The sequence below is a fragment of the Streptomyces longhuiensis genome (genome assembly GCF_020616555.1).
In the GTDB taxonomy this organism is placed as follows: domain Bacteria; phylum Actinomycetota; class Actinomycetes; order Streptomycetales; family Streptomycetaceae; genus Streptomyces; species Streptomyces longhuiensis.
On record NZ_CP085173.1, the window covers coordinates 4,192,267 to 4,214,367 of the forward strand.

A 22,101-nucleotide genomic window follows, 5' to 3' on the forward strand; every position below is an offset into this window, starting at 1 on the left:
CACTCCGTTGCAATCGGAGGACTCAACTCCGTCCGGCTGGAGGGAGAACGGCGTCTTTCATGCCGTCCCGCCGCCCCTCAGCTCCCTCTCCCCGGGCAGCCGGGCGCCCCTCTACCCCGACCAGACCCGCGCTCCCACTAGCCCGGATAGACCGGCGCCGTCCCGTCCTTGAGCACCGTCTGCCACGGCAGACCCGGCGGCAGCCTGACGATCCCGTCGTCCGAGTGGGCGACGAGTGGCAGGCGGTCGTCCTCGGACGCCGCGATCTCCTTCACGCCCGTCAGGCCGGGCAGCGCCTGCACCGTCGGCGCCGAGCCGTCGCACTGGACGTAACTCAGCTGCTGCACGCCCCCGGACTCGCGTCCGACGACCACGAGTCGGCTTCCGCCGGCCCACGATATGGCCGTGACCTCCTCCATCTGGGGTGCCGCGGCGCGCAGTTCGTCGACCGAGACCGACAACTTGCCGTCCGGTCCCGAGTCGCGTTCGACGCGCCCGATCCGCAGCGTGGTCTTGCCCTTCTCGGCGACGAGCAGCGCGATCCGCACTCCGTCGGCCGAGACCTTCACGGCCTCGATGCGCCCGCCGTCGAGACCGGAGACGTCAGCTTCGTGGATCTTGTCCGCCATGCCCCGGCCGAACATCAGCAGTCGTGGCTTCTTCGGGTCGCGGTCGGCCACCCAGAGGTCGCCGAGTCCGTCCCAACTGGGTGTCGTCAGCCGGTCCTTCTCGGACTTGGCGTTGCTGCGCACGACGGGGTCGCCGAGCGAGGCGCCCGCCACGAGCGACCCGACGAACAGGGAGCTGCCGTTGTTCGACACCGCCGCGGCCTGCGTCTCGTCGCGCGAGACGGCGACCGAGCGCATCCGCTGCTCGCCGTCGCCGAGCGGACCCGGCACCCTCTCAGGGTCCTTCGCGGTGCGGGAGGCGCCCGACATCTGTACGAGCCGTCCCTTGTCGTCCAGGAAGTACTGGTCGTCGGAGGGCCCGGAGGTGCGCGGCTCCACGAGGGCCTCGGCGTCGCTCTCGCTCAGGACGCACAGCTGCGACCCGTTCGACCGCTCGAGTTCGATCTGCGACACGCTCGCCGACGTCACATCCCGCAGGGAGAACAGGAGTTGGGCGGCCATCTCCTTGCAGCGGGCCTGCCCGACGTGGTCGGCCTTCGCGTTCAGCGGGACCTTCAGATTGTTCTCGTCGTCGGGCGCGAGGGATTTCACGCCCTTGCGCAGCCGCGTGTCGGAGGGGAACGTCGTGGTCACGACGGGGTTCAGCCAGTGCGTGGGGCCCGAAAGAAGGGCCCGCACCGTCTGCGTGAGGGGGTCTATCCACTGACGTACGTACACGGGGTCGGCGACGAGCCTCTTCTGACGACTGGTCGAACCCTCACCCGAACCCGATCCGCCACCGCTCTGCGCGCCGCCGCCGGAGGAGGACTCCTCGTCCAGCGCGAAGTAGTACTTGTTGACGGACTGATAGATGCGCTGGAAGTCGGACTGCCCGAGGACGACGCCCTGCGGCAGCCCGTCGATGCGCCACTGTTTTCCCTTGGGCCCGTTCTCCTGCACGAGGTGCAGCGTCTTGCTGTACGAGGTGCCTTCGGGCCGGTACGCCTGCTGCTGGTCCACGAACGCGACTTGATGGCCGCTCAGTCTGAACGTACGTCCCTCGTCGCCGGTGCTGGGCCTGCTAGCCGATCCTGTGCTCGGTCCGTCCGTGAGGACGGTGGTGCGCTCCTCGGGGTGCCAGCCTTTGGCGGCCTTCGCCGTGAGGTACTTGCGCGCCATCGTGTACTGCGGATCGTCGCTGGTCAGCGCCTCGAGGAAGCCCTCGACGATGCTGTCGGGCCCGGCGTGCTCGCGGGGCGGCATCGCGAAGACGCGCACCTGCGAGTCGGGCCGCTGGGACGCCTCCACGGCCTGGAGTCCGCCGTTGTCCGGCATGGACGCGCAGCCGCTGAGCACCACTGTGCCGCAGCCGAGCAACACGCCTGTACGCAGCCCGCGCCGCCGTCCGGCCAACGGTGGCCGCCCCCGCTCACCGCGCACGCCCGCCCCCACTTCCCTCGCCGCTGCCGTCGGCCCCCTCGGCCGGTCCGGCCTGCTCTTCCCAGGGTCCTTCCGGACCCCTTGTGTCCTGACCGCGTGCCGCCGGTGCGGCGGTGTCGCTGCGGGCCACGACCCGCGAGCCGTTCCCGGGCAGTGCCGCGGGGTCGACCGCGTACCGAGGTGCGGCCGGTTCCTTCGCCGGTACGGGCGACGGTACGCGGGGCGCGCCCGCTGTCTGCGCCGGAACTGTCGCGAGCTTGCCGGCGCCCCCGCCGTGCGGAAGCCCTGCCTCGCTCAGGCCTCGGTTGCGCCGTGAGTCCTCCGGCTCCAGGGGTATCGGGGACCCGCGCAGGGGTTCGTCCGCCGTCCGCGGGAGCGTCAGCCGGAACTGGGAGCCGCCGCCGGGCTCGCCCCACGCCTGGAGCCAGCCGCCGTGCAGCCGGGCGTCCTCGAGGGCGATGGACAGGCCGAGGCCCGTACCGCCGGTGGTACGCGCGCGTGCCGGGTCGGCGCGCCAGAAGCGGCTGAAGACGCGGGTGGCTTCGCCGGGCTTGAGGCCCACGCCGTAGTCGCGTACGGCGACGGCGACGGCGCCGCCGGCCGCGGCGAGCCGCACCACCACGTCCTTGCCTTCGCCGTGCTCCACGGCGTTGACGACGAGATTGCGCAGGACGCGCTCCACGCGCCGGGCGTCCGCCTCGGCGACCACGGGCTGCTGGTCCCCGACGATCCGCACGTGCGTGCCCTTGTGCTCGGCGAGCGGCTCGGCGCCGCCCACCACACGGCGTACGACTTCCCGCAGGTCTATCGGCTCCGCCTCCAGGGCGGCCGCGCCCGCGTCGAAGCGGCTGATCTCGAGGAGGTCGGAGAGGAGTGATTCGAAACGGTCCAGCTGGTCGGCGAGCAGTTCCGCCGACCGCGCGGTGACCGGGTCGAAGTCCACGCGCGCGTCATGGATCACGTCGGCGGCCATGCGCACCGTCGTCAGCGGCGTCCGTAGTTCGTGCGACACGTCGGACACGAAGCGTCGCTGCATCCGCGAGAGATCCTCGAGCTGCTGGATCTTCGTGTGCAGGTTCTGCGCCATCTTGTTGAAGGCTTCACCGAGCCGGGCGATGTCGTCCTCGCCGGTGACCTTCATGCGTTCCTGGAGGCGTCCCGCGGACAGCCTCTCGGCGACGCCCGCGGCCATCCGTACGGGCGTGACGACCTGCCGTACGACCAGCCAGGCGATGGCGCCGAGCAGCACCACGACGAACAGCCCGGCCGTGGCGAGCGTCCCCTTGACCAGGCCGAGCGACTTCTCCTCCTGGGTGAGCGGGAAGAGGTAGTACAGCTGGTAGGCGTGGCCCTTCGGGTCGGTCAGCTGTTTGCCGATGACGAGGCCGGGCTGAGAGTCCTTGCCGTCCTCGTAGACGATGCGCGTGTACTCCTGGGACGCGCCCGTCATCTTCTCGACCCGTTCGCGCAGGTCGTCGGGGACGCTGGGGTCGAGGACGCCGCCGGAGGCCCGCGGTCCGCGCACGCTGTCGCCGCTGTCGGCCCCGGGCGGGCTGAGCGTCACCACGTCGAAGGCGCTCTGGCCGCCGGAGGAGAGCTGGGTGACCAGCTCGCTCATCCAGTTGTTCGTGTTCAGGGGGGCGCGGCTGTCCGTCGTCGCGCCGTCGCGCGCCCCGGCCGCGGCTGTGTCGGCCTTGTCCTTGGCGGCCCGGAAGCCGCCCTCGGCCTGGCTCTGCGACGCCTTCACCTTGGCGTCGAGCAGGCCGTTGCGTACGGAGCCGATGACGACGATGCCGAGCAGCAGGACGACGCCGAGCGACATCAGGAGTGTCGTGACGACGATCTTGAGCTGGATGTTGCGCCGCCACAGGCGCATGGCGGGCAGCAGAGGCCGCCGCACCCAGCGCGTGAACAGGCGCAGCACGGGGCTGCCCTTCATTCCGCCCTGGAGCAGCAGACCGCCGTCGAGGACCCGGCGCAGCACTGAGGCACGCCCGGCCTTCGTTCCCACAGGCCGCCCCGAGCGGATTCCCGGCCCCCCGGGTGCCGGAGCGGCACTGTCACGGGACATGTCAGCTCGGTCCGGCCTTGTAACCGACGCCACGGACGGTCACCACGATCTCCGGACGTTCGGGGTCCTTCTCGACCTTCGAGCGCAGCCGCTGCACATGCACGTTCACCAGGCGGGTGTCGGCCGCGTGCCGATAGCCCCACACCTGCTCGAGGAGGACCTCACGCGTGAACACCTGCCACGGCTTGCGGGCGAGCGCCACCAGGAGGTCGAACTCCAGCGGCGTCAGCGCGATCGACTGCCCCTCCCGCTTCACGGAGTGCCCGGCCACGTCGATGACCAGGTCACCGATGGCGAGCTGCTCGGGAGCGGGCTCCTCGGACCTCCGCAGCCGCGCCCTGATACGGGCCACGAGCTCCTTCGGCTTGAACGGCTTCACGATGTAGTCGTCGGCGCCCGACTCGAGGCCCACCACGACGTCCACCGTGTCGCTCTTCGCGGTCAGCATCACGATCGGCACCCCGGACTCCGCCCTGATCAGGCGGCACACCTCGATGCCGTCCCGGCCGGGAAGCATCAGGTCCAGAAGGACCAGATCCGGCTTGGACTCCCGGAAAGCGGCCAGCGCCTTGTCGCCGTCAGCTACGAACGACGGCTCAAAACCTTCACCACGCAGCACAATGCCGAGCATCTCGGCCAGTGCGGTGTCGTCGTCGACGACAAGGACTCGTCCCTTCATAGGCCACATCATCCCATTACTTAATCGTTACCTGGCGTGACCTGGCACACAGCTCGCCCAGTCCTTCAGCTGTCACAGGGGAAACCACTCCCCACTCTGTGACGATCGCCGTCACCAACTCGGGCGGCGTCACATCGAATGCGGGGTTGTACGCCTGCGTTCCCAGCGGAGCCACCGGAAACACGCCTCCTGCCTCAACCCCGGCCATCGGCACCTGGGGTGCCGTGACCTCCGTCACTTCATGTCCGGCCCGCTGCTCCACCTCGATAGACGCTCCGTCGGGGGTGTCCGGGTCCACGGTCGTACTCGGCGCCACCACGATGAACGGCACGTGGTGGTACTTGGCCAGAACCGCGAGCGGATAGGTCCCCACCTTGTTCGCGACGGAACCGTCCGCCGCGATCCGGTCGGCCCCGACCAGCACCGCGTCCACCTCACCGGCCGCGAACAGCGACCCCGCCGCATTATCCGTGAGCAGCGTGTACGCCATCCCCGCCCGCGCCGCCTCGTACGCGGTGAGCCGCGACCCCTGGAGCAGCGGGCGCGTCTCGTCGACCCACAGCCGGGTCAGCCGTCCCACCCGGTGCGCGGCGAGCGCGACCGCGAACGCGGTGCCCTCGCCCCCGGAGACCAGTGATCCCGAGTTGCAGTGCGTGAGGATCCGGTGCTGTCCGCCCGGCAGCATCTCGTCGAGCAGGGCGAGGCCGTGTCCGGCCATGGCGGCGCTGGCGTCGGCGTCCTCCCGGTGGAGCGCCCGCGCGGCGGCGAGTGCGTCCCGGGCGGCCCGCTCCCGGTCCCCCTCGTCCCCGAGCCCGGTGCGGTACGCCGCATGAGCCCGGCGCACGCCTCTGGCGAGATTCACCGCGGTGGGCCGCGCGCCGGCCAGCGCGCGGGCCGCCTCGTCCACGTCGAACCCCCGTGCCGCGGCCAGGGCGATCCCGTACGCCCCCGCGATGCCGAGGAGTGGCGCTCCCCGCACGGCGAGCGTTCTGATGGCCTGGACGAGCGCCTGCGCGTCGGTGCAGACCAGCTCGACCTCCTCCACGGGCAGCCTGGTCTGGTCGAGCAGGACGAGCGCGGGCCCCTCGGCCGGCTCCTCCCATCGGAGTACGGGTATGTCGGTGGGCCGCTTGTCGTCGCCGGTTTGCGCGTACTGATCAGCCATCCGCCCAGTCTGCCCCGTACCGGGCGGACAATTGAAGGTGTGCAGCCCATACGGCACCAGGTCAACTCCGAGCCACACCGTGGCACGATGGGCGCCAAGCTGCCGCCGCGACCGCGGACGGGCACCGTGAAGGAGCGACGATGAACGACACTCCGGGCTGGGCCTCGCCCGGATCTGCCCCCTCCGACGGCCAGGACGACCAGCCTGCGCAGGACGGCCACGACGGCCGCACCGGCGACGGCAAGGACGCGGCTCCCGACCCGAAGTGGTCCAAGGAGCAGCCGCCGCCCGCGCAGTGGTCCGCCCCGTCCGGCACCGGCCAGACCCCGCCTCCTCCGTCGCCTCCGGCCCAGGGCTGGGGCGGCGGATCCTCCGGCGGCCCCGCGGGCCCCGGCGGAGGCGGCGGCTACGGCGGCGGTGGCGGTTACGGCGGACCAGGCGGTGGCTACGGCGGCGGATGGGGCTCCTGGCAGGGCAGGCCCCAGGCCGCCAAGCCGGGCGTCATCCCGCTGCGCCCGCTCGGCGTCGGCGAGATCCTCGACGGCGCCGTGTCGACGATGCGCGCGCACTGGCGCACCGTCCTCGGGATCTCGCTCTCCGTGGCCGTGCTCATCGAGATCGTCGTCGTCCTCCTCCAGGGCCTCGTCCTGAACAACTCGACGAACACGGACGCCCTCGACGACCCGAGCGCGACCGCGAGCGAACTGACGCGCGCCGTGGGCGACACCCTGCTGAGCTCGGGCGTCGTCCAGATCGTCTACCTGCTCGGCACCATCGTCGCCACGGCCCTGCTCACGACCGTGACCAGCCGGGCCGTCCTCGGCAAGTCCGTGACGACCGGGGAGGCCTGGAAGGACGCCAAGCCCCAGCTCCTCAAGCTGGCCGGCCTGACGCTTCTCCTGCCGCTCATCGCCGCCGCCGTGCTGCTCGTCTGCATGCTGCCCGGCATCCTCGTCGCCGCCATAGGCTCCTCGGACTCCGGCGCCCCTCTCATCGCCCTCGGCGCCCTTGGTGGCGCCGTCCTGGCGATCTGGCTGATGATCCGCTTCTCGCTCGCCTCGCCCGCACTGATGCTGGAGAAGCAGAGCATCCTGAAATCGATGAGCCGCTCCGCCAAACTGGTCCGCGGCTCCTGGTGGCGGGTCTTCGGCATCCAGCTGCTCGCCGGGATCATCGCCGGACTCGTCTCCTCGATCATCGTCATCCCGTTCACCTTCCTCGCCGCCGCGCTCGGGGGCGAAGGCGTCAGCGGACTCCTCGACGGCGGCACCGGCGACCTCGGCTGGACGTTCCTCATCGTCACCGGCATCGGCTCCGTGATCGGCTCCATGCTCACGTTCCCGATCACGGCGGGCGTCACCGTGCTCCTCTACATCGACCAGCGCATCCGCCGCGAGGCCCTCGACCTCGAACTCGGCCGCGCGGCAGGCCTCCAGGGGTACGGCGACACCACGAGCCCCACCCCGGGGAGCTGATGCGGTGAGCCCGGCGGGGGGAGTGCTCTGGGCTGCCGCGCTGCGCTCGCGCACCGGCGGCGACGAACCACCGGTGACGATCGGCCGCGACCCCGCGCGGGAAGCGGCCCGACGCGAGCTGTCCGAGCCCGCGTACCACCAGGGCGACACGAGCCTCCTCCAGCGGGGCCTCAACCGCTTCTGGGAATGGCTCGACAAGCTGTTCTCCGCCGCCTCCGGGGCGACCCCCGGCGGCGGATTCGGCCTGCTCGTCATCGTGCTCGCGGTCGTGGCCCTCGCCGTCGCCCTGTGGTGGCGCCTGGGCACCCCGCGCCGCTCCCCCCATTCCACCCCCGCGCTCTTCGACGACCGCCCCCGCACTGCCGCCGAACACCGCGCGGCCGCCGAGGCGCACGCCGCCCAGGGCCACTGGACCCAGGCCGTGCAGGATCGGATGCGCGCCATCGTCCGCTCCCTGGAGGAACGCGCACTCCTCGACCCGCGCCCCGGCCGCACCGCCGACGAGGCCGCCACCGAGGCAGGCCGCACCCTGCCCGCGCACGCGGACCGACTGCGCACCGCGGCCCGCGACTTCGACGACGTCACATACGGCGGCCGCACCGCCACCCCGCAGACGTACGAGCGCCTCACCACGCTCGACGCCGAACTGGACCGCACCACCCCCACGCTCACCGGCAGCGCCCCCCGAGGAGCCGCCGAGTGACCACCCAGCATCCGACGGCCCCCACCGCTGCTCCTCAGAACGCACAGGACTCCACGCCGCCGGCGAACCCGGGCGAACAGCCACCGGCAACCTCCACGGCCCGCACCCCACGCCAGCTCTGGACCCGCACGCGCGGGCTGCTCATCGCCGCCGCCATCCTGCTGATCGCCGCCGTCGCCATCGCGCTCGTCCGCTCCGACGCCGCACACGGCCGCCTCGACCCGCGCTCCGCCGACCCGGGCGGCAGCCGCGCCGTCGCCCGCCTCCTGGCCGACCGGGGCGTCTCCACGCGCGTGGTCACCACCACCGCCGAGGCACGCCAGGCGGCAGGCCCCGACACCACCGTCCTGGTCGCGTCCCCGGACCTGCTCACCGACCGCCAGCAGGCCCGACTGCACGCCGCCACCACCGGCTCCGGCGGCCGCACCGTCCTGATCGCCCCCGGCGCCCCCTCGCTCGGCACGCTCGCCCCCGACGTCACCGTGGACCCCGCGCCCAGCCTCGACGCACTCGCCCGCCCGGGCTGCACCCTGCCCGCCGCCCGCCGCGCCGGCGACGCCGAGACCGGCGGCCACCGCTACGCCACGTACCCCGCGGACGCCGACACCTGCTACCGCAGCGAGAGCCTCCCCACCCTGCTGCGCCTGCCGGAGGCCAAGGGCGGCGACACCGTCCTGATCGGCGCCCCCGACATCCTCCTCAACGACCGCCTCGACGAGCACGGCAACGCCTCGCTCGCCCTGCAACTCCTCGGTTCCCGCCCCCACTTGGTCTGGTACCTCCCCTCCCTCTCGGACGACGCCCGGGCCACCGGCTCCGAGCAGCGCAGCTTCTTCGACCTGCTCCCCTCGGGATGGCTCTGGGGCACCCTGCAACTCTTCGTCGCGGCCGTCCTCGCCGCGTTCTGGCGCGGCCGCCGCCTCGGCCGGCTGGTCCCCGAACGCCTCCCCGTGTCGATCCGCGCCTCCGAAGCCGTCGAAGGACGCGCTCGCCTCTACCGCAAGGCCAACGCCCGCGACCGCGCCGCCTCCGCTCTGCGCACCGCCACCCGCACCCGCCTCGCCCCCCTCATCGGCGTCCCCCCGTCCCAGGCCCACACGCCCGAGACCCTGCTCCCCGCCCTGACCGCCGCACTCCACACCTCCGGCCAGGACCCACGCCCCCTCCTCTTCGGCCCGCCGCCCGCCAACGACGCGGCCCTGACAGCCCTCGCCGACCAACTCGACGCCCTCGAAAGAGAGGTACGCCACTCATGATGGCCCCGACCACTGACAACGCCGGGCCCACCGGAGATCCCCGCAGCTCACGGGCGTCTCTGGAGGCCCTGCGCGCGGAGATCGCCAAGGCCGTCGTCGGCCAGGACCCCGCGGTCACGGGCCTCGTCGTAGCGCTCCTCTGCCGCGGCCACGTCCTCCTCGAAGGCGTCCCCGGAGTGGCCAAGACCCTCCTCGTACGCGCCCTCGCAGCCTCCCTCGAACTCGACACGAAGCGCGTCCAGTTCACCCCCGACCTGATGCCGAGCGACGTCACGGGCTCCCTCGTCTACGACGCCCGCACCGCCGAGTTCTCGTTCCAGCCCGGCCCGGTCTTCACCAACCTGCTCCTCGCGGACGAGATCAACCGCACCCCGCCCAAGACCCAGTCCTCCCTCCTCGAAGCCATGGAGGAACGCCAGGTCACGGTCGACGGCACCCCGCGCCCACTCCCCGACCCCTTCCTGGTCGCGGCGACGCAGAACCCCGTCGAATACGAGGGCACCTACCCTCTCCCCGAGGCCCAGCTGGACCGTTTCCTCCTCAAGCTCACGGTCCCCCTCCCCTCGCGCCAGGACGAGATCGACGTCCTGACCCGGCACGCCCAGGGATTCAACCCGCGCGACCTGCGCTCCGCGGGTGTACGCCCCGTAGCCACCGCCGCCGACCTGGAAACCGCCCGAGCGGCCGTGGCGAAGACCTCGATCTCCCCCGAGATCACGGCCTACGTCGTCGACATCTGCCGCGCCACGCGCGAATCCCCGTCCCTCACCCTGGGCGTCTCCCCCCGCGGCGCGACGGCGCTCCTGTCCACGGCCCGCGCGTGGGCCTGGCTGACGGGCCGCGACTACGTCATCCCCGACGACGTGAAGGCCCTCGCCCTGCCCACGCTCCGCCACCGGATCCAGCTCCGCCCCGAGGCCGAGATGGAGGGCGTCACGCCCGACTCGGTCATCAACGCGATCCTGGCCCACGTCCCCGTTCCCCGCTGACGCAAGGCTCTGGACCCATGGCCCTCACCGGACGCACCGCCCTGCTCGCCGCCCTGGGCTCCCTCCCCGTAGGCATCTGGGAGCCCAGCTGGACCGGCATCCTGGCCGTGAACACCCCCCTGGCCCTGGCCTGCGCCTGCGACTTCGCGCTGGCCGCCCCGGTACGCCGACTGCGCCTGACGCGTTCGGGCGACACCGCGGTACGCCTGGGCGACCCTGCCGACGTCACCCTCACCGTCACCAACCCCTCGCGCCGCCCCCTGCGCGCCCAACTCCGCGACGCCTGGCCGCCCAGCAGCTGGCTTCCCGGCACCGAGGTCGAGGCGTCCCGCCACCGCGTGACGATCCCCCCGGGCGAACGCCGCCGCATCACCACCCGTCTGGTCCCCACCCGCAGGGGGGACCGAAAGGCCGACCGGGTGACGATCCGCTCGTACGGCCCACTGGGCCTCTTCACCCGCCAGGGCAGCCACAACGTCCCCTGGACGGTCCGCGTCCTCCCCCCGTTCCACAGCCGCAAGCACCTGCCCTCGAAACTGGACCGCCTGCGCGAACTCGACGGCCGCACCAGCGTCCTGACCCGGGGAGAGGGCACCGAATTCGACAGCTTGCGCGAGTACGTTCCCGGGGACGACACCCGCTCCATCGACTGGCGCGCCACCGCCCGCCAATCCACACTCGCGGTCCGCACCTGGCGCCCGGAACGCGACCGGCACATCCTTCTCGTCCTCGACACGGGACGCACCTCTGCCGGCCGTGTCGGCGACGCACCCCGCCTCGATGCGTCGATGGACGCCGCGCTCCTCCTCGGCACGCTTGCTTCCAGGGCCGGCGACCGGGTCGACCTGCTCGCCTACGACCGCCGCATCCGCACCCTGGTCCAGGGCCGCGCAGCCGGCGAACTCCTGCCGGCCCTGGTCAACGCCATGGCCCCACTGGAGCCGGAACTCATCGAAACGGACGCCCGCGGCCTCACCGCGGCGGCCCTGCACACAGCTCGCCGCCGTTCACTCGTCGTCCTCCTCACGAGCCTCGACGCGGCTCCCGTGGAGGAGGGCCTCCTCCCGGTCCTCTCCCGCCTCACCAAACGCCACACGGTATTGGTGGCTTCGGTCGCGGACCCGACGATCGCGGAAATGGCCGACGCCCGAGGAAACACAGAGGCGGTATACGACGCTGCCGCCGCGGCCCAGGCCCAAGCGGAACGCCACCGCACGGCGGAACTGCTCATCCGTCGCGGTGTCACAGTCGTCGACGCCACCCCCAACGACCTCGCTCCGGCACTGGCGGACGCCTACCTCGCCTTGAAGGCAGCGGGCCGACTCTGAATAGGAGGAAAGGCCGGGCCTTGAAAAGGAGTCCGGCCGAAAAAACGGGGACCGGCCCACGGCCGACCCTCAAACGCAGAAAACCCCCGTAACAGGATTCTCATCCGTTACGGGGGTTTTCTTCAAAAATAGTTCGGCGGCGTCCTACTCTCCCACAGGGTCCCCCCTGCAGTACCATCGGCGCTGTGAGGCTTAGCTTCCGGGTTCGGAATGTAACCGGGCGTTTCCCTCACGCTATGACCACCGAAACACTATGAAACTGTCAACCGCACCACGCTCTGTGACAAACGTGGGGTTGTTCGTGGTTTCAGAACCAACACAGTGGACGCGAGCAACTGAGGACAAGCCCTCGGCCTATTAGTACCAGTCACCTCCACCCGTTACCGGGCTTCCAGATCTGGCCTATCAACCCAGTCGTCTACTGGGAGCCTTAACCCCTCAAGGGGGTGGGAATACTCATCTCGAAGCAGGCTTCCCGCTTAGATGCTTTCAGCGGTTATCCTTTCCGAACGTAGCCAACCAGCCATGCCCTTGGCAGGACAACTGGCACACCAGAGGTTCGTCCGTCCCGGTCCTCTCGTACTAGGGACAGCCCTTCTCAATATTCCTACGCGCACAGCGGATAGGGACCGAACTGTCTCACGACGTTCTAAACCCAGCTCGCGTACCGCTTTAATGGGCGAACAGCCCAACCCTTGGGACCGACTCCAGCCCCAGGATGCGACGAGCCGACATCGAGGTGCCAAACCATCCCGTCGATATGGACTCTTGGGGAAGATCAGCCTGTTATCCCCGGGGTACCTTTTATCCGTTGAGCGACGGCGCTTCCACAAGCCACCGCCGGATCACTAGTCCCGACTTTCGTCCCTGCTCGACCCGTCGGTCTCACAGTCAAGCTCCCTTGTGCACTTACACTCAACACCTGATTACCAACCAGGCTGAGGGAACCTTTGGGCGCCTCCGTTACTCTTTAGGAGGCAACCGCCCCAGTTAAACTACCCATCAGACACTGTCCCTGATCCGGATCACGGACCCAGGTTAGACATCCAGCACGACCAGAGTGGTATTTCAACGACGACTCCCCCTGAACTGGCGTCCAGAGTTCAAAGTCTCCCACCTATCCTACACAAGCCGAACCGAACACCAATATCAAACTGTAGTAAAGGTCCCGGGGTCTTTCCGTCCTGCTGCGCGAAACGAGCATCTTTACTCGTAGTGCAATTTCACCGGGCCTATGGTTGAGACAGTCGAGAAGTCGTTACGCCATTCGTGCAGGTCGGAACTTACCCGACAAGGAATTTCGCTACCTTAGGATGGTTATAGTTACCACCGCCGTTTACTGGCGCTTAAGTTCTCAGCTTCGCACACCCGAAAGTGCACTAACCGGTCCCCTTAACGTTCCAGCACCGGGCAGGCGTCAGTCCGTATACATCGCCTTACGGCTTCGCACGGACCTGTGTTTTTAGTAAACAGTCGCTTCTCGCTGGTCTCTGCGGCCACCCCCAGCTCGAGGAGCAAGTCCTCTCACCAGTGATGGCCCCCCTTCTCCCGAAGTTACGGGGGCATTTTGCCGAGTTCCTTAACCATAGTTCACCCGAACGCCTCGGTATTCTCTACCTGACCACCTGAGTCGGTTTAGGGTACGGGCCGCCATGAAACTCGCTAGAGGCTTTTCTCGACAGCATAGGATCATCCACTTCACCACAATCGGCTCGGCATCAGGTCTCAGCCTTATGTGTGACGGATTTACCTATCACACGGCCTACACCCTTACCCCGGGACAACCACCGCCCGGGCTGGACTACCTTCCTGCGTCACCCCATCACTCACCTACTACAAGTCTGGTCCGTCGGCTCCACCACTTTCCTTTCCCCGAAGGGTCCGGAACGGCTTCACGGACTTAGCATCGCCTGATTCAATGTTTGACGCTTCACAGCGGGTACCGGAATATCAACCGGTTATCCATCGACTACGCCTGTCGGCCTCGCCTTAGGTCCCGACTTACCCTGGGCAGATCAGCTTGACCCAGGAACCCTTAGTCAATCGGCGCACACGTTTCTCACGTGTGTATCGCTACTCATGCCTGCATTCTCACTCGTGAACCGTCCACAACTCGCTTCCGCGGCTGCTTCACCCGGCACACGACGCTCCCCTACCCATCACGATCCCCGTTGGGGGTATATATCGCAATGACACGACTTCGGCGGTACGCTTGAGCCCCGCTACATTGTCGGCGCGGAATCACTAGACCAGTGAGCTATTACGCACTCTTTCAAGGGTGGCTGCTTCTAAGCCAACCTCCTGGTTGTCTGTGCGACTCCACATCCTTTCCCACTTAGCGTACGCTTAGGGGCCTTAGTCGATGCTCTGGGCTGTTTCCCTCTCGACCATGGAGCTTATCCCCCACAGTCTCACTGCCGTGCTCTCACTTACCGGCATTCGGAGTTTGGCTAAGGTCAGTAACCCGGTAGGGCCCATCGCCTATCCAGTGCTCTACCTCCGGCAAGAAACACACGACGCTGCACCTAAATGCATTTCGGGGAGAACCAGCTATCACGGAGTTTGATTGGCCTTTCACCCCTAACCACAGGTCATCCCCCAGGTTTTCAACCCTGGTGGGTTCGGTCCTCCACGAAGTCTTACCTCCGCTTCAACCTGCCCATGGCTAGATCACTCCGCTTCGGGTCTTGAGCGCGCTACTGAATCGCCCTATTCGGACTCGCTTTCGCTACGGCTTCCCCACACGGGTTAACCTCGCAACGCACCGCAAACTCGCAGGCTCATTCTTCAAAAGGCACGCAGTCACGACGCAAGGAACAAGTTCCTTGCGCGACGCTCCCACGGCTTGTAGGCACACGGTTTCAGGTACTATTTCACTCCGCTCCCGCGGTACTTTTCACCATTCCCTCACGGTACTATCCGCTATCGGTCACCAGGGAATATTTAGGCTTAGCGGGTGGTCCCGCCAGATTCACACGGGATTTCTCGGGCCCCGTGCTACTTGGGTGTCTCTCAAACGAGCCGCTGATGTTTCGACTACGGGGGTCTTACCCTCTACGCCGGACCTTTCGCATGTCCTTCGCCTACATCAACGGTTTCTGACTCGTCTCACAGCCGGCAGACTGTGAAAGAGAGATCCCACAACCCCACATGCGCAACCCCTGCCGGGTATCACACGCATATGGTTTGGCCTCATCCAGTTTCGCTCGCCACTACTCCCGGAATCACGGTTGTTTTCTCTTCCTGCGGGTACTGAGATGTTTCACTTCCCCGCGTTCCCTCCACATACCCTATGTGTTCAGGTATGGGTGACAGCCCATGACGACTGCCGGGTTTCCCCATTCGGAAACCCCCGGATCAAAGCCTGGTTGACGGCTCCCCGGGGACTATCGTGGCCTCCCACGTCCTTCATCGGTTCCTGGTGCCAAGGCATCCACCGTGCGCCCTTAAAAACTTGGCCACAGATGCTCGCGTCCACTGTGCAGTTCTCAAACAACGACCAACCACCCATCACCCCGAACCAGCAGATTCGAGTGCACTGGGGTCGGCACTGAAGGCGACCAATCGGCCGTACCTTCAGACACCCAACAGCGTGCCCGACCCGCTTCCGCCCGGAGATCATGCTTTCCACGCTCCGAAGAGCAGTACTCACAGCCTCCGACCCGAGAACCCGGTCGAATAGTCAACGTTCCACCCTTGAGCAACCACCGTCGGACATTTGCCGACGAAATGGCTCTTGGACCACCAGGTGAAACCTGGCAGCCAAAGTGCTCCTTAGAAAGGAGGTGATCCAGCCGCACCTTCCGGTACGGCTACCTTGTTACGACTTCGTCCCAATCGCCAGTCCCACCTTCGACAGCTCCCTCCCCACAAGGGGGTTGGGCCACCGGCTTCGGGTGTTACCGACTTTCGTGACGTGACGGGCGGTGTGTACAAGGCCCGGGAACGTATTCACCGCAGCAATGCTGATCTGCGATTACTAGCAACTCCGACTTCATGGGGTCGAGTTGCAGACCCCAATCCGAACTGAGACAGGCTTTTTGAGATTCGCTCCGCCTCGCGGCATCGCAGCTCATTGTACCTGCCATTGTAGCACGTGTGCAGCCCAAGACATAAGGGGCATGATGACTTGACGTCGTCCCCACCTTCCTCCGAGTTGACCCCGGCAGTCTCCTGTGAGTCCCCATCACCCCGAAGGGCATGCTGGCAACACAGAACAAGGGTTGCGCTCGTTGCGGGACTTAACCCAACATCTCACGACACGAGCTGACGACAGCCATGCACCACCTGTATACCGACCACAAGGGGGGCACCATCTCTGATGCTTTCCGGTATATGTCAAGCCTTGGTAAGGTTCTTCGCGTTGCGTCGAATTAAGCCACATGCTCCGCTGCTTGTGCGGGCCCCCGTCAATTCCTTTGAGTTTTAGCCTTGCGGCCGTACTCCCCAGGCGGGGAACTTAATGCGTTAGCTGCGGCACCGACGACGTGGAATGTCGCCAACACCTAGTTCCCACCGTTTACGGCGTGGACTACCAGGGTATCTAATCCTGTTCGCTCCCCACGCTTTCGCTCCTCAGCGTCAGTAATGGCCCAGAGATCCGCCTTCGCCACCGGTGTTCCTCCTGATATCTGCGCATTTCACCGCTACACCAGGAATTCCGATCTCCCCTACCACACTCTAGCCTGCCCGTATCGACTGCAGACCCGGGGTTAAGCCCCGGGCTTTCACAACCGACGTGACAAGCCGCCTACGAGCTCTTTACGCCCAATAATTCCGGACAACGCTTGCGCCCTACGTATTACCGCGGCTGCTGGCACGTAGTTAGCCGGCGCTTCTTCTGCAGGTACCGTCACTTTCGCTTCTTCCCTGCTGAAAGAGGTTTACAACCCGAAGGCCGTCATCCCTCACGCGGCGTCGCTGCATCAGGCTTTCGCCCATTGTGCAATATTCCCCACTGCTGCCTCCCGTAGGAGTCTGGGCCGTGTCTCAGTCCCAGTGTGGCCGGTCGCCCTCTCAGGCCGGCTACCCGTCGTCGCCTTGGTGAGCTTCTACCTCACCAACAAGCTGATAGGCCGCGGGCTCATCCTGCACCGCCGGAGCTTTCAACCCCCTCCCATGCGAGAGGGGGTGTTATCCGGTATTAGACCCCGTTTCCAGGGCTTGTCCCAGAGTGCAGGGCAGATTGCCCACGTGTTACTCACCCGTTCGCCACTAATCCACCCCGAAGGGCTTCATCGTTCGACTTGCATGTGTTAAGCACGCCGCCAGCGTTCGTCCTGAGCCAGGATCAAACTCTCCGTGAATGTTTTCCCGTAATCGGGACTACACCACGAGAGCGGAACCGTCGGGAGGAATAATCCCCACGATTCACTGCGTCCTCGCTAGTGCGCCTCACCCCGGTGTGGGAGTGAGGACTTTTTCAAAGGAACCTCCAACCCACAAAGTGGGCCGGGGTTGTCAATCTGGCGTTGACTTTTGGCACGCTGTTGAGTTCTCAAGGAACGGACGCTTCCTTTGTACTCACCCGAGAGACTCTCTCAGGCTTTCCTCCGGGCAGTTTCCCTTCGGTCTTGCGTTTCCGACTCTATCAGACTCTTTCGTGTCCGATTTCCTCGGCGCCTTTCAGGTTTCCGCTCCGGCCTTTCGGCTTTTCGCGTTTCCCTTTCCGGCGGTTCCGACTTTATCAGAAGGTTTCGGCCGGATTGACCGGCATTCGTTTTCCGATTTATCGGGGGGTGCGCTTCTGGAGAAGATTTCTCGGAAGCGAGCTAGACCCTAGTCGTTGCGGGCGACTCTGTCGAATCCCAGGCAACTGTTCGAATCTACCTCCCCACTCCCTCCGTGTCAACGGCTCTTGTGGGGCGACGAGGAGACTAGCAGGTCAGACGCCGTGAACGCACATCAGGCGGCGGTGGGTACGGAGGCGCTGCGCTCCGCCTTGTCCAGGTCCCCCGTCTCGCCGGCGCGGGCCGCTCTGCCGCCGAGCACGAAGACGTAGACGAGAAAGGCCAGCTCGGCGAGGACGCCGATGGTGATGCGGGCCCAGGTCGGCAGGCCCGATGGGGTGACGAAGCCTTCGATGGCGCCCGAGATGAAGAGGATGAGCGCCAGGCCGATCGCCATTCCCAGGGCGGCTCGGCCTTCCTCGGCGAGGGCTGCGCGGCGGGTTCGGGGGCCCGGGTCGATGAGGGTCCAGCCGAGGCGCAGGCCCGTACCGGCCGCTACGAAGACCGCTGTCAGTTCCAGGAGGCCGTGGGGCAGGACCAGGCCGAGGAAGGTGTCGAGGCGGCCGGCCGAGGACATCAGACCGATGCCCACGCCCAGGTTCAGCATGTTCTGGAAGAGGATCCAGAGGACCGGGAGGCCCAGGAAGACGCCCAGGACCAGGCACATGGCGGCCGCCTGGGCGTTGTTCGTCCACACCTGGGCGGCGAAGGAGGCCGCTGGGTGGCTGGAGTAATAGGTCTCGTACTGGCCGCCGGGGCGCGTGAGGTCGCGCAGTTCGGATGGGGCGGCGATCGATGCCTGTACTTCGGGGTGCGTTCCTATCCACCAGCCCAGGAGGGCGGCTATCGCGGTGGAGAGGAGTGCGGTGGGGACCCACCAATGGCGGGAGCGGTAGACCGCTGCGGGGAAGCCCGCTGTCAGGAAGCGGGTCACGTCGCGCCAGGAGGCGCGGCGGGTGCCTGTCACGGCACTACGCGCGCGTGCCACCAGTTGTGTGAGGCGGCCGGATATCTGGGGGTCCGGGGCGCTGGACTGGATCAGGGAGAGGTGGGTCGCTGCCCGCTGGTAGAGGGTGACGAGTTCGTCGGCTTCGGCGCCGGTGAGGCTGCGTCGGCGGCGCAGCAGCGCGTCCAGGCGGTCCCACTCGGCTCGGTGGGCGGACACGAAGACGTCGAGGTCCATCGGGTCGGCTGCTCCTCGGCTGCTGTTGCTGTGGCTACCTCTGCGGCGCGATGTGCCCTCAGCTTGGCAGACTGGCGGTTCCGAGGGCAGGGCAGGGAAGGACGGCCGGCGTGAGTGAGCTTGTGACGGGCGAGGCGGTGGCTCTTGAGCTGCGCCCCGCGAAGCTGCCCAGTCGGGCGTTGGCGGTGGTCATCGATCTCGTCGTGGCGTTCACCGTGTACATCGTGGTGACGATGGGGATCGTGGCGTCCACCGCTTCCCTGGACGACGCGGCGGCCGCGGCTGTGGCGGTGGCGACGTTCGTGCTGGTGCTTGTCGGGGTGCCCATCGCGGTGGAGACGCTGAGTCATGGGCGTTCGCTGGGCAAGCTGGCGTGCGGACTTCGTGTGGTGCGGGACGACGGGGGGCCCATCCGGTTCCGGCATGCGCTGGTGCGCGGGGCCGTCGGGGTCGTGGAGATCCTCATGACGTTCGGGGTGGTCGCGTGCATCGCGTCGCTGGTGTCCGAGCGGGGGCGGCGGCTCGGGGACGTGTTCGCGGGGACGCTCGTCGTGCGCGAGCGGGTGCCTGCGGGGCCGGCGCGGTTCGTGCCTCCGCCGCCTCCGTGGCTGGTGGGGCGGTTCGCCGGGCTCGATCTGTCGGGGGTGCCGGACGGGTTGTGGCTGGCGGTCCGGTCGTATCTGACGCGGATGGGGCAGCTGGATCCGCAGGTGGGCTGGGCGATGGCGGAGCGGCTTGCCGGTGATCTGGCGGCGTGCACGGGGGCTCCGGCGCCGCGGGATGTGCCGCCTGCGGCGTATCTGGCCGCGGTGGTGCATGAGCGGCAGTCGCGGGATGCACAGCGGGCGTTCGGCGGCGGGGCGGTGGGGGTGGCTCCGGTCGGGGCGGGCCCGGTGAGTGGGCCCGGTTCGGTGGGTGGGGCGGGTCCGATGTATCCGGGTGTCGGGGCGCCGGTTGGGCAGCCCGTGGGTCCGGCTGTCGGGGCTGCGCCTCCCCCTGTCGATGTCGAGCCTGCGCGCCCTCGCGAGGACGAGGGGCCGGGCACGGGTTTCGTGCCGCCTGCCTGACGCGGGTCCGCCGTCTCTCAGGCGAAGGTCGAGGGCGGGGATTCGAGGTGTTCGAGCTCGATGCCGGGGGCGGCGAGCACCACGTCGCCGGCGAGGTGGACGGCCTGCCGTTCTCCTGTGTTCAGGTCGGTGACCTGGTATTCGTCGACGTTCAAGGGGCCGCTGTCAGTGGCGTGTGTTTCTGTTTTCAGCAGGGCCCAGGACTGGTCGAGTGTGAGGGGGGCCAGGACCGGGTCGGTGAAGCGGACCAGGCGGACGCGGGTCGCGGGGGAAGCGGGGGTGAGGCGCAGCAGGCGTGCGGTGGCGACGAGGAAGGCCGGCGAGGTGCCGGTGAAGGCGTGGGCGGGGGCGTTTCCCTCGGTGGCGTGGGTGCCGGTGGGGTCGGTGCGTACCCAGGTGACGCCGTCGATGGCTGCTCCTCGTACCTGCCAGCTCGCGGCGTTGAGCTCGAGGCGGATGGGGCGGCCGAGTTCGTCGATGGCCAGGTCGACGGAGCCGGAGTGGTCGCCGGAGGGGGTGACGGTCTGGGAGACGTAGCGCCAGCCGGAGGGGCCGGGGGCGCAGTGGAAGTGTTCTTCGCCGAGGGGGGTGTGGTCGTGGGTGTCGTGGAGCGAATAGCGGCCGCGGGGCATGGGGGCTCTCGAGGTCCTTCGGGGTCGTGCGGACGTCGGGTGGTGCGGGTTGCCGGGCCGGTACGGGGCAGGCCCCCCGCACCGGAGTGCGAGGGGCCTGCGTAGCACCGGGGTCCGCTCGGGATCAGTAGCGGTAGTGGTCCGGCTTGAACGGGCCGTCGACCTCTACGCCGATGTACGAGGCCTGCTCGGGGCGCAGCGTCGTCAGCTTCACGCCGAGGGCGTCGAGGTGGAGGCGGGCGACCTTCTCGTCGAGGTGCTTGGGGAGCACGTAGACGTCGGTCGGGTACTCCTCGGGCTTCGTGAACAGCTCGATCTGGGCCAGGGTCTGGTCCGCGAAGGAGTTGGACATCACGAAGGACGGGTGGCCCGTCGCGTTGCCCAGGTTCAGGAGGCGGCCCTCGGAGAGGACGATGAGGACCTTGCCGTCGGGGTACTTCCAGGTGTGGACCTGGGGCTTGACCTCGTCCTTGACGATGCCCGGGGTCTGCGCGAGGCCGGCCATGTCGATCTCGTTGTCGAAGTGGCCGATGTTGCCCACGATCGCCTGGTGCTTCATCTTGGCCATGTCCGAGGCCATGATGATGTCCTTGTTGCCGGTCGTGGTGACGAAGATGTCGGCCTTGTCGATGACCTCGTCGAGCGTCGTGACCTGGTAGCCGTCCATCGCCGCCTGCAGGGCGCAGATCGGGTCGATCTCGGTGATGATCACTCGGGCGCCCTGGCCGCGGAGAGACTCGGCGCAGCCCTTGCCCACGTCGCCGTAGCCGCAGACGACGGCGGTCTTGCCGCCGATGAGGACGTCGGTGGCGCGGTTGATGCCGTCGATCAGGGAGTGGCGGCAGCCGTACTTGTTGTCGAACTTCGACTTCGTGACGGCGTCGTTCACGTTGATCGCCGGGAACAGCAGGGTGCCGTCGCGGTGCATCTCGTAGAGGCGGTGGACGCCGGTCGTGGTCTCCTCGGTCACGCCGCGGATCTCCGAGGCGAGCTGGGTCCACTTCTGCGAGCCCTCGGTGATGGTGCGGTTGAGGAGCTCGAGGATGACGCGGTGTTCGTCCGACTCGGCGGTGTCGGCCGAGGGGACCTTGCCGTCCTTCTCGTACTCGACGCCCTTGTGGACGAGGAGGGTGGCGTCGCCACCGTCGTCGAGGATCATGTTCGGGCCGCCGGTGGGGCTGTTCGGCCAGGTCAGGGCCTGCTCCGTGCACCACCAGTACTCGTCGAGGGTCTCGCCCTTCCAGGCGAAGACCGGGACGCCCTGGGGGTTGTCCGGGGTGCCGTTCGGGCCGACGGCGATGGCCGCGGCGGCGTGGTCCTGGGTGGAGAAGATGTTGCAGGAGGCCCAGCGGACCTCGGCGCCGAGGGCGACGAGGGTCTCGATGAGGACGGCGGTCTGCACCGTCATGTGCAGGGAGCCGGTGACGCGGGCGCCGGCGAGCGGCTGCGTGGCGGCGTATTCCTTGCGGATGGACATCAGGCCGGGCATCTCGTGCTCGGCGAGGGTGATCTCCTTGCGGCCGAAATCGGCCAGGGAGAGATCGGCGACCTTGAAGTCCTGGTCCTGTCGGTTGTCGACAGTCGTCATAGGGAGCTTGCTCCTCGTGGTGGTGGGTCGAGGTGGGCATGGCTGGTCTGCGGCGTCGGACATACGGGTGCCCGGCGCTCGCAGCGCAGTCCGTCGGAGGCCCTCTCTCCCTCGGCCGGCCCGTCGTGCGGGCCGCCCGACCGCCATCAGCAGCGACGTCTGGCTCAGTGACGAATCTACACCGATCG

The 22,101-nt window shown here is 67.9% G+C and carries 13 protein-coding genes and 3 rRNA genes; 6 read left to right on the forward strand and 10 right to left on the reverse strand.

Features of this window, described 5'->3' with window-relative positions; all coding sequences use genetic code 11:
• Positions 1–137: 137 nt before the first annotated feature.
• From LGI35_RS19465 to mtnA, 4 genes are all read right to left on the reverse strand, one after another.
• Positions 138–1,943 (reverse strand): LpqB family beta-propeller domain-containing protein, encoded by a 1,806-nt coding sequence (locus tag LGI35_RS19465; protein ID WP_227300377.1) that lies wholly within the window; start codon positions 1,941–1,943, stop codon positions 138–140.
• Between the two features lie 94 nt (positions 1,944–2,037).
• The gene (mtrB, locus tag LGI35_RS19470; protein WP_227295090.1) at positions 2,038–4,119 is read right to left on the reverse strand and encodes an MtrAB system histidine kinase MtrB; all 2,082 of its coding nucleotides are present in this window, start codon (positions 4,117–4,119) and stop codon (positions 2,038–2,040) included.
• A gap of 1 nt (position 4,120) precedes the next feature.
• Entirely contained in the window at positions 4,121–4,810 is a 690-nt protein-coding gene (mtrA, locus tag LGI35_RS19475) for a two-component system response regulator MtrA (RefSeq protein ID WP_189491636.1), read from the reverse strand.
• Positions 4,811–4,814: 4 nt separating this feature from the next.
• On the reverse strand, positions 4,815–5,963 hold the full coding sequence (gene mtnA / locus LGI35_RS19480; protein WP_227295091.1) for an S-methyl-5-thioribose-1-phosphate isomerase: 1,149 nt from the start codon (positions 5,961–5,963) through the stop codon (positions 4,815–4,817).
• A gap of 140 nt (positions 5,964–6,103) precedes the next feature.
• Between mtnA and LGI35_RS19485 the strand changes: the two genes are divergently transcribed.
• From LGI35_RS19485 to LGI35_RS19505, 5 genes are read left to right on the forward strand one after another with little or no spacing between them, the layout of a single operon-like run.
• On the forward strand, positions 6,104–7,438 hold the full coding sequence (locus LGI35_RS19485) for a DUF7847 domain-containing protein (RefSeq protein WP_227295092.1): 1,335 nt from the start codon (positions 6,104–6,106) through the stop codon (positions 7,436–7,438).
• 4 nt (positions 7,439–7,442) lie between these two features.
• Positions 7,443–8,141 (forward strand): DUF4129 domain-containing protein, encoded by a 699-nt coding sequence (locus LGI35_RS19490; RefSeq protein WP_227295093.1) that lies wholly within the window; start codon positions 7,443–7,445, stop codon positions 8,139–8,141.
• On the forward strand, positions 8,138–9,397 hold the full coding sequence (locus tag LGI35_RS19495; RefSeq protein ID WP_227295094.1) for a DUF4350 domain-containing protein: 1,260 nt from the start codon (positions 8,138–8,140) through the stop codon (positions 9,395–9,397). Before LGI35_RS19490 ends, LGI35_RS19495 begins: the two co-directional genes overlap by 4 nt.
• Positions 9,394–10,386, forward strand: coding sequence for an AAA family ATPase (locus LGI35_RS19500; protein ID WP_199842108.1), 993 nt, complete (start codon positions 9,394–9,396; stop codon positions 10,384–10,386). Before LGI35_RS19495 ends, LGI35_RS19500 begins: the two co-directional genes overlap by 4 nt.
• 17 nt (positions 10,387–10,403) lie before the next feature.
• A complete protein-coding gene (locus tag LGI35_RS19505) occupies positions 10,404–11,714 on the forward strand; it encodes a DUF58 domain-containing protein (RefSeq protein ID WP_227295095.1) in 1,311 nt (436 codons plus the stop codon).
• A gap of 131 nt (positions 11,715–11,845) precedes the next feature.
• Here the strand turns inward: LGI35_RS19505 and rrf are convergent.
• The 4 genes from rrf to LGI35_RS19525 all read right to left on the reverse strand — a co-directional run bounded on the left by rrf (position 11,846) and on the right by LGI35_RS19525 (position 18,626).
• Positions 11,846–11,962: ribosomal RNA gene (gene rrf / locus LGI35_RS19510) — 5S ribosomal RNA — on the reverse strand.
• An 89-nt stretch (positions 11,963–12,051) separates the two neighbouring features.
• Positions 12,052–15,174 (reverse strand): 23S ribosomal RNA (locus LGI35_RS19515).
• A 318-nt stretch (positions 15,175–15,492) separates the two neighbouring features.
• Positions 15,493–17,020: ribosomal RNA gene (locus tag LGI35_RS19520) — 16S ribosomal RNA — on the reverse strand.
• Together the 16S, 23S and 5S rRNA genes form the textbook arrangement of a ribosomal RNA operon.
• Positions 17,021–17,618: 598 nt before the next feature.
• Positions 17,619–18,626 carry a stage II sporulation protein M gene (locus LGI35_RS19525; RefSeq protein WP_227295096.1) on the reverse strand — a complete coding sequence of 336 codons (1,008 nt, stop codon included), beginning with the start codon at positions 18,624–18,626 and terminating at the stop codon, positions 17,619–17,621.
• A gap of 110 nt (positions 18,627–18,736) precedes the next feature.
• Between LGI35_RS19525 and LGI35_RS19530 the strand changes: the two genes are divergently transcribed.
• A complete protein-coding gene (locus LGI35_RS19530; RefSeq protein WP_227295097.1) occupies positions 18,737–19,693 on the forward strand; it encodes an RDD family protein in 957 nt (318 codons plus the stop codon).
• Positions 19,694–19,710: 17 nt separating this feature from the next.
• On the opposite strand, the gene LGI35_RS19535 is transcribed toward LGI35_RS19530, so the two are convergent.
• Together LGI35_RS19535 and ahcY are read right to left on the reverse strand one after the other, a co-directional pair.
• Positions 19,711–20,325 carry a hypothetical protein gene (locus tag LGI35_RS19535; protein WP_227295098.1) on the reverse strand — a complete coding sequence of 205 codons (615 nt, stop codon included), beginning with the start codon at positions 20,323–20,325 and terminating at the stop codon, positions 19,711–19,713.
• Between the two features lie 124 nt (positions 20,326–20,449).
• Positions 20,450–21,913: an adenosylhomocysteinase gene (gene ahcY, locus LGI35_RS19540; RefSeq protein ID WP_227295099.1), complete on the reverse strand. Its 1,464-nt coding sequence runs from the start codon at positions 21,911–21,913 to the stop codon at positions 20,450–20,452.
• Positions 21,914–22,101: the final 188 nt, after the last annotated feature.

Coding starts and splice junctions, on each gene's coding strand:
- LGI35_RS19505 (WP_227295095.1), top strand. CDS start 10,404: ATGGCCCTCACCGGACGCACCGCCCTGCTCGCCGCCCTGGGCTCCCTC.
- ahcY (WP_227295099.1), bottom strand. CDS start 21,913: ATGACGACTGTCGACAACCGACAGGACCAGGACTTCAAGGTCGCCGAT.
- LGI35_RS19500 (WP_199842108.1), top strand. CDS start 9,394: ATGATGGCCCCGACCACTGACAACGCCGGGCCCACCGGAGATCCCCGC.
- LGI35_RS19525 (WP_227295096.1), bottom strand. CDS start 18,626: ATGGACCTCGACGTCTTCGTGTCCGCCCACCGAGCCGAGTGGGACCGC.
- mtrA (WP_189491636.1), bottom strand. CDS start 4,810: ATGATGTGGCCTATGAAGGGACGAGTCCTTGTCGTCGACGACGACACC.
- LGI35_RS19535 (WP_227295098.1), bottom strand. CDS start 20,325: ATGCCCCGCGGCCGCTATTCGCTCCACGACACCCACGACCACACCCCC.
- mtnA (WP_227295091.1), bottom strand. CDS start 5,963: ATGGCTGATCAGTACGCGCAAACCGGCGACGACAAGCGGCCCACCGAC.
- LGI35_RS19485 (WP_227295092.1), top strand. CDS start 6,104: ATGAACGACACTCCGGGCTGGGCCTCGCCCGGATCTGCCCCCTCCGAC.
- mtrB (WP_227295090.1), bottom strand. CDS start 4,119: ATGTCCCGTGACAGTGCCGCTCCGGCACCCGGGGGGCCGGGAATCCGC.
- LGI35_RS19465 (WP_227300377.1), bottom strand. CDS start 1,943: ATGCCGGACAACGGCGGACTCCAGGCCGTGGAGGCGTCCCAGCGGCCC.